The sequence below is a fragment of the Gottfriedia sp. NPDC056225 genome (assembly GCF_042267765.1).
Taxonomy (GTDB): domain Bacteria; phylum Bacillota; class Bacilli; order Bacillales; family Bacillaceae_G; genus Gottfriedia.
On the sequence record NZ_JBHJTJ010000009.1, the window covers coordinates 45,202 to 60,589 of the forward strand.

Sequence of the window (15,388 nt, forward strand, 5' to 3'; positions counted from 1 at the left end):
TATAACTTTACTTTTTAACTACTAACTACGAAAAGAGGAAATAACAATGAGTAACAATCGTTTGGGTGAGACCTTAATGATTTTAATTGGTTCATTTATTTTAGCCACTACACTTTACCATTTTCATTATCAAAACAATCTTGCTGAGGGTGGATTTATTGGCATTGCTTTATTAGTCAAAAATTCGTTTAATATATCCCCTTCAATTACAACATTAATTCTTGATATTCCGATTATCTTATTGGCAGGATTGTATTTAGGTAAAAAATTATTAATTAATACAACACTCGGCGCAATTTCATTTTCAGTGTTTTATTCTATAATAGAAAAAACATCACATTTTACATTTCATTTTGGAAATCATTTATGGATTCCCGCTATATTAGGTGGAATTTTCGCTGGACTTGGATTAGGGCTAATTCTTAGAAGTGGTGGAGCAACTGGTGGAGATGACTTAATAACAATTATAATGAGCAAAAAATCAAAAATTTCAATAGGTAAAGTATATTTTATATTTGATGCTGTGATTCTACTTTGTTCTCTTAGTTATCTTTCATGGAATGAAGTAGGTTATACAATACTCTCAGTCGCTATTTGTGCAAAAGTAACTGAATTAGTATATGAAGGTAAAGTTCAAAATAAATCCGTTGCAATTAAAACGAATGAAAAAAGATTACACGCTTAATGCGTGTAATCTTTTTTTGATTCTGAGTAGTCAACGAGTTCATTTAAAACATTTTCAGCAGCTAAATCATAAAGACAATCTTTAAAAAGGATTGCCAGTCTTCGGTAGTCATTATATTTATCTAATAGTTCGTCCACAGATGAGCCTTCTTCAATGCTTGTCTTATTTACTTCCTCTTGTTTTTTAGCAAACTTAATTGTAAATGTACCTAATTTCTCAAACATTGATCCGTAAAACTCATCGAAGTTTGATACACTTACTAATTCTTCTTCTTCGGCGTCAACTTGTAGACCATCAAATTCTCGTAAGAGTTCGTAAATAATGCTGCTGTACTCATCATTTAAATAAATACTTTTTTCGATCCTGTATCCAATAACTCGATAGAAATGGCCATCGTTCTTTACAAATTGAACAGTATCATTTATTTTAAACTTAAAATACTTAAACATTGTACTTCACCCCTACCAATGTTGTCTTTTATCATACTATTTACAAAACACTATAGAAACTATACAACCAAAACTTGACAAAAATAAAAAATACCAACGTTTAATCAAGTATTCTTGATAATACTTAAGAAAATTGATAAATTATACATACAATAGCCACATTAATATCATCTTTTTATCATAATTTAGGAGGTGGATATTGCCTTGTTAGCTGAAAACGATAAACTTCTGATTGATGATTTAACTAGCTTAATGATTCGAGTTCGAAAAAACTGGCAAAAAACAGATGAGGAAGTTAAAAACCCCTTAACTCCACCAAAATACTTACTATTGTATTTAATATATAAAAATCAAAAACTTTCAGCTTCAGACCTTGGAAAACAAATGGGTCTTTCTTCAGGTTCAATAACAACCGCTGTAAATAAATTGGTAAGTAATCATCTACTTACTCGTAAAAGAGATATCCGAGATCGCAGAGTGACTTGGCTTGAACTCACAGATGAAGGAAAACAAATAATTGAGGACATGTTCAACATTCGACAAGAGCTTTGGCTTACATTATTCGAAAAGCTATCAAAAGATGAAAGAGATCAATTCCATCTATTATTAAACAAATTAACTTCAAACTAAAAAGGCTATCTCAAGTGAGATAACCTTTTTTTGTTTGATATAAGAATAACTTTTTAAAGGAAAGTGAATATTATTTTCCCGTTTTCAATTCAGTCCAATACTTATCATATAATTCTGTCTGTTTTCCAACATCTTTAATCCAACTAGTTGCATCTGTTTCTTGTTTTGTAACATTTATATAAGGATTTTGTTTATATTCTTCAGAATGATAAGGTCCTGATTTACTATTTGGATCTGCATATCCAATTGATTCATAATTTTTTGCACTTACTTTTGGATCATACATATAATTAATAAATTTTTCTGCTAAATCCTTTTGTTTTGCATCTTTCGGGATTGCCAATGTATCTGCCCATCTTGATGAGCCTTCTTTTGGTACAACCCATTTTACATCTTTAAGTTCTTTTTGAATATAAGCAGCATCACCTGACCATACTTGGCCAATCCATGCATCTTCTGTAATAAATTTTTGTTTTACTGTATCTGTGTCAAATGCTAATAAATTAGGTGTTAAAGTTTTTAAATTATTATATGCTGTTTGAAGTTCATCTTTATTTGTGGAACTATTTGAAAAACCATTTTTAATTAATCCCATTCCAAATACTTCTCTATTATCATCTAATAAAGTAACGTGACCCTTGTATTTAGGGTTCCAAAGATCATCCCAGCTATCGATGTTTTCTTTCACATATTTTGGATTATAAGCAATCCCTGTTAGTCCTCCAGTATAAACAACTGAATACTCACCTTTTGGGTCAAACTCTTGATTCGTATATTCTGGAGAAATATTTTTTAAGTTTGGCATTTTATTTTTATCTAACTTAGCTAACATTTTCTGATTAATCATCAGTTTAACCATGTAGTCTGAAGGCTGAATTACATCATAATCTGAACCACCAGCTTTTAATTTTGCATATAGCTCTTCATTACTAGCAAACACTTGATAATTAATTTTAACATCATATTTCTTTTCAAATGATTCCAAAACCTTTTCGTCAAAATTATCTGCCCAGCTATAAATATTTAATTCTTTTTTTCCTGTTGAACAGGCAGATAATAGCAAACTTACTAAACCTAAAGAAACCATTAGTGAAGCAACTTTTTTAAATTTATTCATAATGCCTACTGACTACCTCCTTTAATCTTAAACTATATAAGATTTTTTCTCTGTTTTATTATTGATTCCTTTTGTACGATATACTTCAGAAACAACCATTAGGAATATAATTGTAACGATTAAAATGGTTGAAATTGCATTTATTTCAGGTGTTACACCTTTTTTAACCATTCCATATATATAAATTGGTAGTGTAGTTGAACTTGGTCCTGAAACAAAAAAGCTAATAACAAAATCATCAATACTTAATGTAAAACATAAAAGTGCAGATGCAATGATTCCTGGCATAAGTGCCGGTAATGTAACAAATCTAAATGTTTGCCATGGTGTTGCACCTAGGTCACTTGCAGCATCCTCTAAATCAGAAGACATACCTGAAAGTCTAGCTGCTAAAAGAATAATTACATATGAAATACAAAAAGTGACATGTGCAATAATAATTGTGATACTACCTAATTCGATATGGAAATTTGTAAAAAGGATTAGTAAAGAAAGTCCCATCAAAATATCAGGAACTACGATTGGTAAGTAAACTAGTCCACTAATAAAACTCGAAAATTTATATTTATGCTTATGTAATGCTAAAGCACAAATCGTACCTAAAATTGTAGAAAGGATCGTCGTTACAATTGCGATCGTTAAACTATTCATTAAAGCATCAACAACTTGTGGATTCTTAAATAGATTTAAATACCAGTCAAACGTAAATCCAGACCACTGAGCATTAATCTTTGATTTATTAAACGAAAATAGTATTAAAATCAAAATAGGTAAATATAAACAGATTAATACAATTGTGGAAAATCCAATAAGTATCGGTTTTTTCATTTATTTCTCACCTCTACTTCTTTGAGCACCAATATTTTTAGTCGCTAAATAGTAAAGTCCAATTAAACCAATTGACGTTAAAACTAAGAAAATTGAAAGTGCAGACCCAAATGGCCAGTTTCTTGCTGCTAAGAATTGGTTTTGAATAACATTACCTATTAACGCAACTTTCGAACCACCCATTACATCTGAAACGACAAACATACCAAATGATGCAACAAATACTAAAATACTACCTGCAAAAATTCCATTCATAGTCAATGGAAGTGTAACATATAAAAATGTTTGGAACGGAGTCGCTCCTAAATCATTAGCCGCATCCAATTTACGTTTATCTAACTGTTCAATAGCGACAAAGATTGGTAATACCATAAATGGTAATAATGTATAGACCATTCCCATTATGACAGATGGAGTATTATATAGTAGTTGTAACGGCTCTTTTATAATTCCTAGATGGATTAACAATGTATTAATAATTCCTTTTGAACGAAGGATGACAATTAAAGCATACGATCTAACTAAGAAATTAATCCAGAATGGAATTGTGATTAATAAAAGCAGCATCCTTTGCCATTTTGCATTTACAACAGTAGCTGTATATGCATAAGGATAACCAACAAGTAGTGTAATTATTGTAGTAACTAAAGCAATCCAAAATGTAGTCCATAAAACTTTCAAATAAAGTGGATCAAAAACTTTAATAATGTTTTCTAAAGTAAATGTTTTTTCAATTTCTCCATACAATCCGTTTTTCATAAATGCAAATCCAAATATTAAAAGTAATGGTACTAGGAAAAAGACTAATAACCATATAATCGTAGGTGCAATTATGTATTTACCATTTCTCAATACATAATCACCTCATCTTCCGACTTCCAACTAATTTCAACTTTGTCGTTTCTCGAAAGAGATGTTTGGTCTGGCATTTGATAAACAACAATTGTTTGTTCTTGTTTATGTAAATCAATAAAAACTTTATTTAAAGTTCCAACAAACTCAACATCTTTAATCGTACCTAAGTATTCGGTAAATTCATCAGTAGCAGGCGAAACTTTAATATTTTCGGGTCTAACTGCAATCTCTTTATCGCCTTTTTTAAAGAAATTATTTTCACCTATAAATGTTGCAACAAATTTACTTGCAGGTCTTTGATAAATCTCTTTCGGTGTTCCAATTTGTTCGATTTTTCCATGATTCATTACGACGATGCGATCACTCATACTCATTGCTTCTTCTTGATCATGAGTAACATATATAAAAGTAATTCCTAATTCACGTTGAAGATTTTTAAGTTCTCTTTGTAAATCTTTACGTAATTTAAAATCTAGTGCACCTAGTGGTTCATCCAATAATAATACTTTTGGATTGTTCACTATTGCACGAGCAATTGCAACCCTTTGCTGCTGACCACCAGAAAGTTGGCTAGGCTTACGATTTCTAAAATCGGTTAATTGAGTTAGTTTCATTGCTTCATTAGCTCGAACTTTTTGTTCCTCTAACGAAACACCTTTCATTTTTAAGCCAAATTGAATATTGCGTTCAACGTTCATATGTGGAAATAATGCATAGTGTTGGAACACTAAATTCATATCTCTTTTATATGGAGGCAAATTATTAATTGTTTCACCGTTTAACTTGATCAAACCTGATGTTGGTTCTTCAAAACCAGCAATCATTCTTAAAAGTGTAGTTTTCCCACAACCACTAGGACCTAAGATTGTTAAAAACTCTCCCGAATAAATTTCTAATGAAAGTGGGGATATAACACTATTTTCACTAAAACTTTTCTCGACTTGTTCAATTTCAATTATATTTTTCATTTTCGCGTCCCATCTATATTAATATTTTATTATTATGTAAAAAAGAATAAATTATTTTCAACATATAAAAAGCCCCTTTTGTCAAGGAGCTTAGAAACTAATCATTAACCTTTATTTTAACAATTTACGTATGAACCGTAAAGCGTTTTTTGTTGTATGATATCTAATTTTCAAGTCAATTTTTGTAGTTTGCAGTAGAACACTTTTATCATGAGTAAAAGCAGAAAAACTGTATTCACCGTGGTAATTCCCGGTTCCACTTTCTCCAACTCCTCCAAAAGGTAAATTTGGATTTGCCATATGATAAAGTGTATCGTTTACACATCCACCGCCAAATGGTACTTTTTCAATTACTTTTTTCGCTAAATCCTTATCTTCTGTAAATACATATAGTGCTAAAGGCTTAGGATGTTGATTAATTTCATCCAATACTTCATCAACATTAAAATAAGAAAGAATTGGTAAAATAGGACCAAATATTTCTTCAGACATGATTGGTGAATCCCAATTTACATCGGTGATCAAGGTAGGCTCAATTTTATGAGTTAGCAAATCATAGTCTCCACCATGTACAACTTGACCATTTTTCAAAAAGTCAACCAATCGATTAAAATGGCGTTCACTGATTATTTTTGAATAATCATTATTTAACAAAGGCTTATCCTTATAAAAATGAACAATTTCATTCTTTAGTGCACTTATAAATTTTTGTTTTACTGAATCATGTACATAAATATAATCAGGAGCAATGCATGTCTGTCCTGCATTCGTAAATTTCCCCCATACGATCCTTTTAGCTGCTATTTGAATATTTGCATCGTTATGAACAATTGTTGGACTTTTACCACCTAATTCGAGTATTAATGGCGTTAAATTTTTACTTGCTGCTTCCATAACAATTTTTCCGACCTGAACACTTCCTGTAAAAAAGATTAAATCAAACTTTTGTTGTAATAATAAAGTACTTTCTGCGATTCCACCTTCAACTACCGCAATATAGTCTTCATCAAATAACTCTTTAATTATTTTTTGAATTATTTTTGATGTATTAGGAGTTAATTCTGACGGTTTAATGACTGCTGTATTTCCTCCGATTATTGCCCCAATTAAAGGAGCCATTGCTAACTGAAACGGATAATTCCAAGGTGAAATTATTAACGTAACTCCATATGGTTCTCTGTAAATATAACCTTTTGTTCCAAAATGAGTGATTGGAGTTTTAACTTTTTTAGGCTTCATCCATTTTTCAATTTTTTTAATTGCTTCTGATATTTCTTTTAATGTAAATCCAATTTCAGTCATATAAGCTTCAAAATCAGATTTATTTAAGTCTTGTTTTAATGCCTGCTTTATTTCTTCTTCATTTTCGACGATTGATTTATATAGTTTCTTTAATTGTGCAATGCGGTATTTAGATGTTTTAGTTATACCTGTCTGAAAATATGCTTTTTGCTTATTTACTAATTGTGTAATTTCAGATGTTCTATATGTACTTTCCAAAATCATCACATCCTTTTAAAGTTGATTCGTTTAAACATATAATCTAATGCTAAATTAAAAACTCACATAAAGTCAATATTTCTGTGAATACTATTATCAATATAAACGAATGAAAGAATCGAATTATTAACTTTGTTAAGGGATTGTAAAGATATTGTAAATTTGTAAATTAATTAAACGTTTTTAATTGATTAATTTTAAAAACCAATTATTATTATTAACGTGGCCTTTACTTTTTTCGACATTTTTACATAGTTTCTGACATTAATAAAATTCTGATTAATGGTGAAGGTGATAATAAATTATATGTTTTAGTTGGAGGAATCATAATGTTTTTTGGACAAAAAAAAGATGTATTCTTTGAAAAGCTTTTAGGGATCGCTGAGAATTTGGACGTTGCATCAAAGTATTACGTTGATTTTAAAATAAAAAATGCAAGCGACTTAAAGAAATTTCAAGAAGAAATGAAGGAATATGAAACAAAAGGTGATAAGTTCATTCACTCTCTAATCGTTGAATTGAACAAAACTTTCATTACTCCAATTGAGCGTGAAGATATTTTACAACTAGCGATGAAAATGGACGATGTACTAGATGGATTCGAACATTGTTCAGCTCGTTTTGAGATGTATTCTATTACTTCAGCTGATGACTATATGGTCAAATTCGTTGATATTCTACAAAAAGCTGTTGAAGAAATTTTACTTTCTGTCAAATTACTTTCAAATAAAAAATTACTTGAAATTCGTGTCCATGCAATAAAAATTAAAGATTACGAATCACAATGTGATGAACTATTACGTACTTCAATTAAACAATTATTTATGAATGAAAAAGACCCTATCAAAATTATACAGTATAAAGAAATCTACGAAGGTTTAGAATCTGTAGCTGATAGTGCACAGGATGTTGCAAACACTCTTGAGCAAATTATCATGCGAAATGCGTAAGGAGCTATAAAATGGAACATTTATTTTTACTTACGATATTAATCGTGATTTTTGCATTCTTATTTGATTTTATTAATGGATTTCATGATACAGCAAATGCTATTGCAACGTCTGTTTCGACAAAAGCCTTGAAGCCCCGTACTGCAATTTTAGTTGCAGCTATAATGAACTTCATTGGTGCAATTACATTTACAGGAGTAGCAAAAACAATTACTACTGGTATTGTTGATCCAATTTCAATTCAAGGTACAAATGGACTAGTTGTCGTTATTGCTGCCTTATTAGGTGGTATCGTTTGGAACTTAGTTACTTGGTTTTTTGGGATTCCAAGTAGTTCTTCACATGCAATTATCGGTGCAATAGCTGGTGCTGCAGTTTCTGCAAAAGGAATTCACGTTTTAAAGGCTGACGGATTTATTAAAATTATCGAGGCATTATTAATTTCTCCAGTCATTGCTATTACACTTGGTTTTATTGTAATGACAATTTTAGCAACTATATTCCGTCGTTCGAATCTTTCTAAAACAAATAAAGGTTTTAGATTTGTACAAATACTTACTGCTTCATTACAGTCTTTTACTCACGGTACAAATGATGCACAAAAAGCAATGGGGATTATCATGATTGCTTTAATTGCTGCTAAAATTGAAGGACCAGGTGCAGACGTTCCATTATGGGTACGTATTGGTTGTGCAACAGCAATGGCAATTGGTACTTCAGTTGGTGGATGGAAAATCATTAAAACTGTTGGTGGAAAAATCATGAAAATACGCCCGATTAACGGTGCAGCAGCCGACTTATCTTCGGCCGCAATTATTTTCACATTTACTGCTTTACATTTACCAGTTAGTACAACACACGTAATTTCATCTTCTATTATGGGTGTTGGTTCTGCTCAACGTGTTAAAGATGTAAACTGGGGTACTGCTAAACGTATGATAATCACTTGGGTTATTACAATCCCAATTTCAGCAGTTGTTGCAGCTATCTTCTATCAAATTTTAAAATTAATCTTAATCTAATAATAAAAAAGGCGAACCCGTAACCACAGTTCGCCTTTTTTGTGTAGAAGGCCAAACACAATTATATGTCTAACCTTCTTTAGTTTTTACATATATTCTCTTTTCCTTTTCGGTCTTGTTATATAAAAAATTACAACAAGCAGTAAAATAATCGAACCAGCGATTAAAAAAGTATTTAACGAAAGTAATGTAGGTCGATTATATGATTTAGCAGCTAATAAATCTGTACTTAAAACTTTTTCTTTATTAGCCCAAACTTCAACCTGACCAAGTTTTTGATTTTTAGATATTCCATTTTCCTTGAATTTCTCGCCAATTGTTGATGATGGCTTTAATTTAATATCATAGTTTGTATTTGTACCTAGAGTAGTTAAAAAAGCCAAATCTTTCGAAATTTTCGTTTGAATTAAGTTTTTTCTTATTGTTACTTTTTTCTGCCAATCTGTTTTCTTAATTAACGTTTTTTTATGAATCATTGAAAACGCGTATGAATCCATTAATTTAATATCCTGCAAATATTGCGGTTTCGAAGAGCGCAATAAAATATTAATAATCATTTGACCGTCTTTTTTGTCAATTTCAATTAAAGTGTTTCGAGCAGAATCTGTATATCCGGTTTTACCTGCATAAAAATATGGATTTTCAAACATTTTTCCGCGATTAAAGATATACACATTCTTTTGTTTAGATGTATTAATATGAGCATCTTTTGTACCCATTGCTTTAATAATTAACGGGTATTTTAAAGCTTCCTTTGTGATTAGGGCTAAATCATGTGCAGTCGTATAATGGTTTGTATTGGGCAGTCCATTTGGATTCATAAAATTTGTATGATAAGCGCCAATCTTTTTAGCCTTTTCATTCATCATTTTTACAAAATTATCCATGTTCCCGCCAACTCGTTCACCGATTGCATATGCTAAATCATTTGCGCTCAAAATCATCATCGTTGTTAATGCTGTATTCCGATCTAATACTTCGCCTGTAGAAAAAAGTATTTGAGAATTGCTTTTTTCTTCTTGTATGCTTCTTTTTGTCATCTTAATTTTATCATTTTCATTTAAATGATCCATCATGACCATAGCAGTCATTATTTTAGTAGTACTAGCTGGGAAATCAACTTTATTGCTGTTCTTACTATATATTACTTCTCCATTATCAGCTAATATTGAAATAGCCTTATCACTAAATAGATTTAATTCATCTGCATGTACAGTTTTCTGCATAAAAAAACCATTAATTAAGCTAATACAAAGACATAATTTTATCATATTATTAAAAGTAGATTTCATATAAAACATTAAATCTCCTTTATACTTTTTCATTTGATTTTTTCAATTCACGCTAATGTTTTCTTGAGTAAAATAGTACTTACATTACAATAATGTCCCTATTATAACCTTTTCAAATTAATGTCTCAACTATACATAAAGTTGGAATAGTTTTTAAAAAATAACGGTTATTTCCCGGAAAATCGACAGATTCTTATTAACTTGATTTCTCTATTTTTTTTAGCCCCTCCCTTTTGCTTAAAGGTGCTAACTTAGTCTCTAATATAAATGATTCAACGGCTTTAGGATTGACATATGAGAATTCTCTCAATGCCCAGCCAATCGCTTTTTGAATAAAAAATTCTTTGCTTTCTGATAATAGTCTGCAGTATTTAAAAAGACGCTCTTGATCAGTTTTCTCTTTAAACTTCATTTGAAATAATAATGCTACTCTGTTTAACCACATATTATTAGAAGTAATCCACTTATTTGAGTACTCATCAATCAATTCAGGATATTTTAAAAAATGATAACTAATCAGCCTTCCTGAAATTGTATCAACGGTATCCCACCAAGATTTTTCCACTACTAGTTGTTCATATAATGTGATTCGTTCAATTTCAGCTTTTTTATATTGCCGGTCTAAAAATGTTAATGCAATGTATTGAAACTCTCTTTCTTCAAGGCCCCAAATATTTATGATTGAGTTTAAACTTGGCGGATCACCATAGTTCTCTCGATATTGTCTCAATAACGTATTTCGTTCTGGTGCCTTAATTCCTAAAAAGGTAAACTTGTTTTTCATATATGCTTCCATTGCAGGACGATTTTCATTGTTTTGATGGTCTTTAAAAAACTTCATTAACTCTTTAGAATAGTTGTCCAATTTCAACTCCCCTTAAACGTTCTAATTTTATTTATTCAACTTTAACGGGAAAAGCATTTCAATGTATTTCCTCTATTATAATAGAGGTTAAAGTTTAATGAAAAGACTATGGAGCAAAATTGTGTAAATTTTTTGAAGATTAGTTTATGATAGTTAAGTCAATATGAAAGGGGGATATTATGCAACCAGCAGTTAATACAAAGGTTATTAATCAATCAACCATGTATCAAATTCTATTTGCAATTAGTTTAGGTCATTTATTAAATGACTCGATGCAAGCAGTTGTACCAGCCATATTTCCAATTTTAGAAAAGACGATGAATTTAACTTACACAGAAATTGGATTCATAGCCTTTGCGCTAAATATGACTTCCTCTGTAATGCAACCTGTATTTGGAATTTTTTCCGATCGAAAGCCATCACCATTTCTCCTTCCAATTGGAATGTCATCCAGTTTACTAGGTATGCTTTGTTTAGCTTTTGCACCAAATTTAATGATGGTTCTATTATCTGTCCTATTAATCGGTATCGGGTCAGCAATCTTCCATCCTGAGGGCTCTAAAGTAGCGTTTTTAGCCTCTGGCTCAAAAAGAGGGGTATCTCAAGCAATCTATCAAGTTGGAGGAAATACAGGAAACTCGCTAGCTCCAGTATTTACGGCATTAATATTTGTACCACTAGGACAAAAAGGCGCAGCTTGGTTTACTATTCTAGCTGCTATTGGTATTTGTGTGTTAATTTATGTATCTACATGGTACCGAAATAAATTAAAAGAAGACCCATTTAAATTAAAAAATAAAGGCCAAACTTCAACTGAAAGTTTCAAAATAACATCGGCCGTAAAATTTGCTATTATTTTGTTAATTTTTATTACCTTTGCTCGCTCATGGTACTCAGCTGGCATAGGCAACTATTATCAGTTTTATTTAATTAAGAGCTATGGTTTATCGATTAAAAGTACACAATTATATTTATTTATCTTTATGATTGCAGGTGTAATTGGAACATTTATTGGGGGAACATTAGCTGACAAATTTGGAAAACGTAATACGATTTTATTTTCTTTAGTTGGAACTTTTCCATTAGCGTTATTACTCCCTCATATCTCTTTATTAGCAGTTATACCAATTTTATTTTTAATTGGTATCATCAGTTCTAGTTCCTTTAGTGTAATAGTTGTTTATGCTCAAGAGCTAGTTCCTGGTAAAGTTGGTTTAGTTAGTGGATTAATTGTAGGTTTAGCATTCGGAATGGGTGCTTTAGGAGCCGTATTATTAGGTGTAATTGCCGATGCAACTAGCCTTAAATTCGTTATGAACTTATGTAGTTTCTTGCCATTACTAGGCTTAGTAGCATTTATGCTGCCAAATGATCGTAAAAAAACAGTTTAACGATATTCCCGCAGAAAGTAATGACACTAATCTTCGGCTATAGTAAGCCAAAATTGAAAATATTAGCTCTTTATAAAGTAAACCTGATTTTTGAATTTTAAAAGGCTGTCAAATAGGCAGCCTTTTAATAATTCTTTTAACTAACGATAAAATCCTTTTTTATTGCATTAATCAAATTTCGACTGATTTTAAACTAGTCAAAGAAATTGAAAAATCCTCCCTGAAATGTCAGGAAGGATTTTTATTTTTTTCGTATTTATTTTATAGTGTACTTCCTCGAACAAGATCGAAACGATCTGCATTCATGACCTTAGCCCAGGCAACGATAAAGTCACGTACAAACTTCTCTTTGTTATCATCTTGAGCATACACTTCTGCAATCGCACGTAGAATCGAGTTTGAGCCGAACACTAGGTCAACGCTAGTTGCAGTACGTATTATTTCACCTGACTTGCGATCACGTCCTTCAAATACGTCTCCGTCTACAGGCACCCACGCTACTCCCATGTCCAGCAAGTTTACAAAGAAGTCATTAGTAAGCGTGCCAACTCGATTAGTGAATACTCCATGTTTTGTGCCATTATAGTTAGTATCTAGGACACGCATACCACCAATTAGTGCAGTCATTTCTGGTGCAGTGAGACCTAGTAGTTGTGCCTTATCAACTAGTAACTCTGCTGAACTTACATTATACTGTTTCTTTTGATAGTTAATAAATCCATCAGCGATCGGCTCAAGCACTGCAAAACTTTCGATATCTGTTTGTTCTTGCGATGCATCGCTACGTCCTGGAGAAAACGGAACTAATACATCAAAGCCTGCATCCTGTGCAGCTTTTTCTATAGCGGCACTACCACCAAGTACAATCAAGTCCGCCAAGCTAACTTGCTTTTCTAGATGATTTTGAATATTTGCTAGTACATTTAGTACTTTTGTAAGTTGTTCAGGTTGATTTACTTCCCAATCCTTCTGTGGAGCAAGTCGGATTCGTGCTCCATTAGCACCTCCGCGCATATCTGATCCACGGAAAGTACTTGCTGAAGCCCAAGCAGTTTTTACTAGCTCACTAATTGTAAGTCCTGAGTCTAGTATCATTAATTTAATCTTTTCAATGTCTGCATCAGTTATTTCATTATCTAAAGCAGGTATAGGATCTTGCCAAATTAGCACTTCTTCTGGAACTTCAGGACCTAAATATCTTGAACGTGGCCCCATGTCTCTGTGAGTTAGTTTAAACCATGCACGAGCAAATTCATCAGCAAATTCTTCTGGATTCTCATAGAAATGACGAGAAATTTTTTCATATTCTAGATCATACCGTAATGCCATATCGGCTGTAGTCATCATTGTAGGAACACGAACAGATTGATCTTCAGCGTCTGGTGCAAGATCCTTCTCATGAGGATTTACAGCAAGCCATTGGTACGCGCCTGCAGGACTCTTTGTAAGCCACCATTGATATCCAAACAATAGTTCAAAATAACCATTATCCCACTTTGTTGGATTTGCAGTCCAAGCACCTTCAATTCCACTAGTGATTGTATCTCGACCTTTTCCAGAGCCATGAGTACTTAACCAGCCTAAGCCTTGAGCTTCAATAGGAGCAGCTTCCGGTTCTCGTCCAACATGTGCAGCATCTCCAGCACCGTGTGCTTTTCCAAAAGTATGCCCCCCAGCGATTAATGCAACTGTTTCTTTATCGTTCATTCCCATACGTGCAAAGGTTTCGCGTATATCACGACCACTTGCAACCGGATCTGGGTTACCATTTGGACCTTCAGGGTTAACGTAAATAAGTCCCATCTGAACAGCAGCAAGTGGATTCTCAAGCTCACGATCACCCTTGTAACGCTTATCTCCTAGCCACTCTGTTTCATTACCCCAGTATATATCTTCTTCAGGATGCCAAACGTCTGCACGTCCTCCACCAAATCCAAATGTTTTTCCACCCATTGATTCAATAGCAACATTTCCTGTTAGAATAAATAAATCAGCCCAAGAGATTTTGTTGCCATATTTTTGCTTAATCGGCCATAGCAGACGACGGGCTTTATCGAGATTACCGTTGTCTGGCCAACTATTAAGTGGGGCAAAACGCTGTGTGCCAGTTCCCCCTCCACCACGGCCGTCACCCGTACGATATGTACCAGCAGAGTGCCAAGCCATACGAATAAAGAACGGACCATAATGTCCATAGTCAGCAGGCCACCAATCTTGACTGTTTGTCATAAGATTATGGAGATCTTGCTTAAGAGATTGATAGTCTAACTTCATAAATTCTTCTGCATAATTAAATTCTACGTCCATGGGATTTGATTTTCTGTCATTCTGATGTAGAATGTTCAAGTTTAGCTGGTTTGGCCACCAGTCTTTATTTGCAGTACCAGATGATTTGGGAGTAGTAGCGCTACCGTGATTAAACGGGCACTTTGCAATGTTAGAAGTTTCATTAGTTTCCATATTTGTTTCCTCCTTAAGAGTTTATGTATACGTAAATATACGTAACTAACAAGATATGATAATGATTATGTAATCATTATATTAAACTATTACTTATATTAACAGAAATAAGTATTACTATTATGAATTTTTCGATAAACATATGAACATTGTATGTCATTAGTAAAATAGATTTTTGGTTAGTGAGTTTGTTCATACTCTATCGAATAATAAGCTATTTGTTCTTCAACTCTGCACTCTCCACTAATTCTTATAATTTCTTTGCTTAGCAGGTAATACTATTTATAAAATCTCAACTGAAAGTAACTTTATGATTGAAATTTTACAATCACTTGCTTGTACTATTCTAGTAATTAATTCTATACTTTATTCCTGT

Annotated in this window: 13 protein-coding genes and 1 pseudogene; 5 read left to right on the forward strand and 9 right to left on the reverse strand. The window is 32.2% G+C overall.

Annotated elements, in window-relative coordinates; genetic code table 11:
- Positions 1 to 76 precede the first annotated feature (76 nt).
- Positions 77 to 685 carry a YitT family protein gene (locus ACFCYN_RS08620; RefSeq protein ID WP_172447664.1) on the forward strand — a complete coding sequence of 203 codons (609 nt, stop codon included), beginning with the start codon at positions 77 to 79 and terminating at the stop codon, positions 683 to 685.
- Between the two features lie 250 nt (positions 686 to 935).
- On the opposite strand, the pseudogene ACFCYN_RS08625 reads toward ACFCYN_RS08620, so the two are convergent.
- Positions 936 to 1,134 (reverse strand): annotated as a pseudogene (locus tag ACFCYN_RS08625) (histidinol dehydrogenase); the annotation flags it as partial.
- Positions 1,135 to 1,338: 204 nt separating this feature from the next.
- Here ACFCYN_RS08625 and ACFCYN_RS08630 point away from each other — a divergent pair.
- Entirely contained in the window at positions 1,339 to 1,764 is a 426-nt protein-coding gene (locus ACFCYN_RS08630; RefSeq protein WP_172445413.1) for a MarR family winged helix-turn-helix transcriptional regulator, read from the forward strand.
- A gap of 70 nt (positions 1,765 to 1,834) precedes the next feature.
- Here the strand turns inward: ACFCYN_RS08630 and ACFCYN_RS08635 are convergent, their stop codons facing one another.
- The 5 genes from ACFCYN_RS08635 to ACFCYN_RS08655 all read right to left on the reverse strand — a co-directional run bounded on the left by ACFCYN_RS08635 (position 1,835) and on the right by ACFCYN_RS08655 (position 7,032).
- Complete coding sequence (locus ACFCYN_RS08635; protein WP_375948743.1) at positions 1,835 to 2,881, reverse strand: polyamine ABC transporter substrate-binding protein; 1,047 nt, start codon at positions 2,879 to 2,881, stop codon at positions 1,835 to 1,837.
- 27 nt (positions 2,882 to 2,908) lie between these two features.
- Positions 2,909 to 3,709, reverse strand: coding sequence for an ABC transporter permease (locus ACFCYN_RS08640; protein WP_172445415.1), 801 nt, complete (start codon positions 3,707 to 3,709; stop codon positions 2,909 to 2,911).
- Entirely contained in the window at positions 3,710 to 4,561 is an 852-nt protein-coding gene (locus ACFCYN_RS08645; protein ID WP_172445416.1) for an ABC transporter permease, read from the reverse strand.
- Positions 4,558 to 5,532: an ABC transporter ATP-binding protein gene (locus ACFCYN_RS08650; RefSeq protein WP_375948746.1), complete on the reverse strand. Its 975-nt coding sequence runs from the start codon at positions 5,530 to 5,532 to the stop codon at positions 4,558 to 4,560. Before ACFCYN_RS08650 ends, ACFCYN_RS08645 begins: the two co-directional genes overlap by 4 nt.
- A 111-nt stretch (positions 5,533 to 5,643) precedes the next feature.
- Positions 5,644 to 7,032 carry an aldehyde dehydrogenase gene (locus tag ACFCYN_RS08655; protein ID WP_216854197.1) on the reverse strand — a complete coding sequence of 463 codons (1,389 nt, stop codon included), beginning with the start codon at positions 7,030 to 7,032 and terminating at the stop codon, positions 5,644 to 5,646.
- 329 nt (positions 7,033 to 7,361) lie between these two features.
- Here ACFCYN_RS08655 and ACFCYN_RS08660 point away from each other — a divergent pair, with 329 nt between their 5' ends.
- Positions 7,362 to 7,982: a DUF47 domain-containing protein gene (locus ACFCYN_RS08660; RefSeq protein ID WP_172445419.1), complete on the forward strand. Its 621-nt coding sequence runs from the start codon at positions 7,362 to 7,364 to the stop codon at positions 7,980 to 7,982.
- A gap of 11 nt (positions 7,983 to 7,993) precedes the next feature.
- Positions 7,994 to 9,004 carry an inorganic phosphate transporter gene (locus ACFCYN_RS08665; protein ID WP_172445420.1) on the forward strand — a complete coding sequence of 337 codons (1,011 nt, stop codon included), beginning with the start codon at positions 7,994 to 7,996 and terminating at the stop codon, positions 9,002 to 9,004.
- A gap of 86 nt (positions 9,005 to 9,090) precedes the next feature.
- Here ACFCYN_RS08665 and ACFCYN_RS08670 read toward each other — a convergent pair whose 3' ends face one another.
- Together ACFCYN_RS08670 and ACFCYN_RS08675 are read right to left on the reverse strand one after the other, a co-directional pair.
- On the reverse strand, positions 9,091 to 10,305 hold the full coding sequence (locus ACFCYN_RS08670; RefSeq protein WP_375948749.1) for a D-alanyl-D-alanine carboxypeptidase family protein: 1,215 nt from the start codon (positions 10,303 to 10,305) through the stop codon (positions 9,091 to 9,093).
- A 187-nt stretch (positions 10,306 to 10,492) separates the two neighbouring features.
- The gene (locus ACFCYN_RS08675) at positions 10,493 to 11,137 is read right to left on the reverse strand and encodes a DNA alkylation repair protein (RefSeq protein WP_375948827.1); all 645 of its coding nucleotides are present in this window, start codon (positions 11,135 to 11,137) and stop codon (positions 10,493 to 10,495) included.
- A 203-nt stretch (positions 11,138 to 11,340) separates the two neighbouring features.
- On the opposite strand from ACFCYN_RS08675, the gene ACFCYN_RS08680 reads away from it, so the two are divergent.
- The gene (locus tag ACFCYN_RS08680) at positions 11,341 to 12,552 is read left to right on the forward strand and encodes an MFS transporter (RefSeq protein ID WP_375948751.1); all 1,212 of its coding nucleotides are present in this window, start codon (positions 11,341 to 11,343) and stop codon (positions 12,550 to 12,552) included.
- Between the two features lie 261 nt (positions 12,553 to 12,813).
- Here ACFCYN_RS08680 and katG read toward each other — a convergent pair whose 3' ends face one another.
- Positions 12,814 to 15,012 carry a catalase/peroxidase HPI gene (gene katG / locus ACFCYN_RS08685; protein WP_375948753.1) on the reverse strand — a complete coding sequence of 733 codons (2,199 nt, stop codon included), beginning with the start codon at positions 15,010 to 15,012 and terminating at the stop codon, positions 12,814 to 12,816.
- Positions 15,013 to 15,388: the final 376 nt, after the last annotated feature.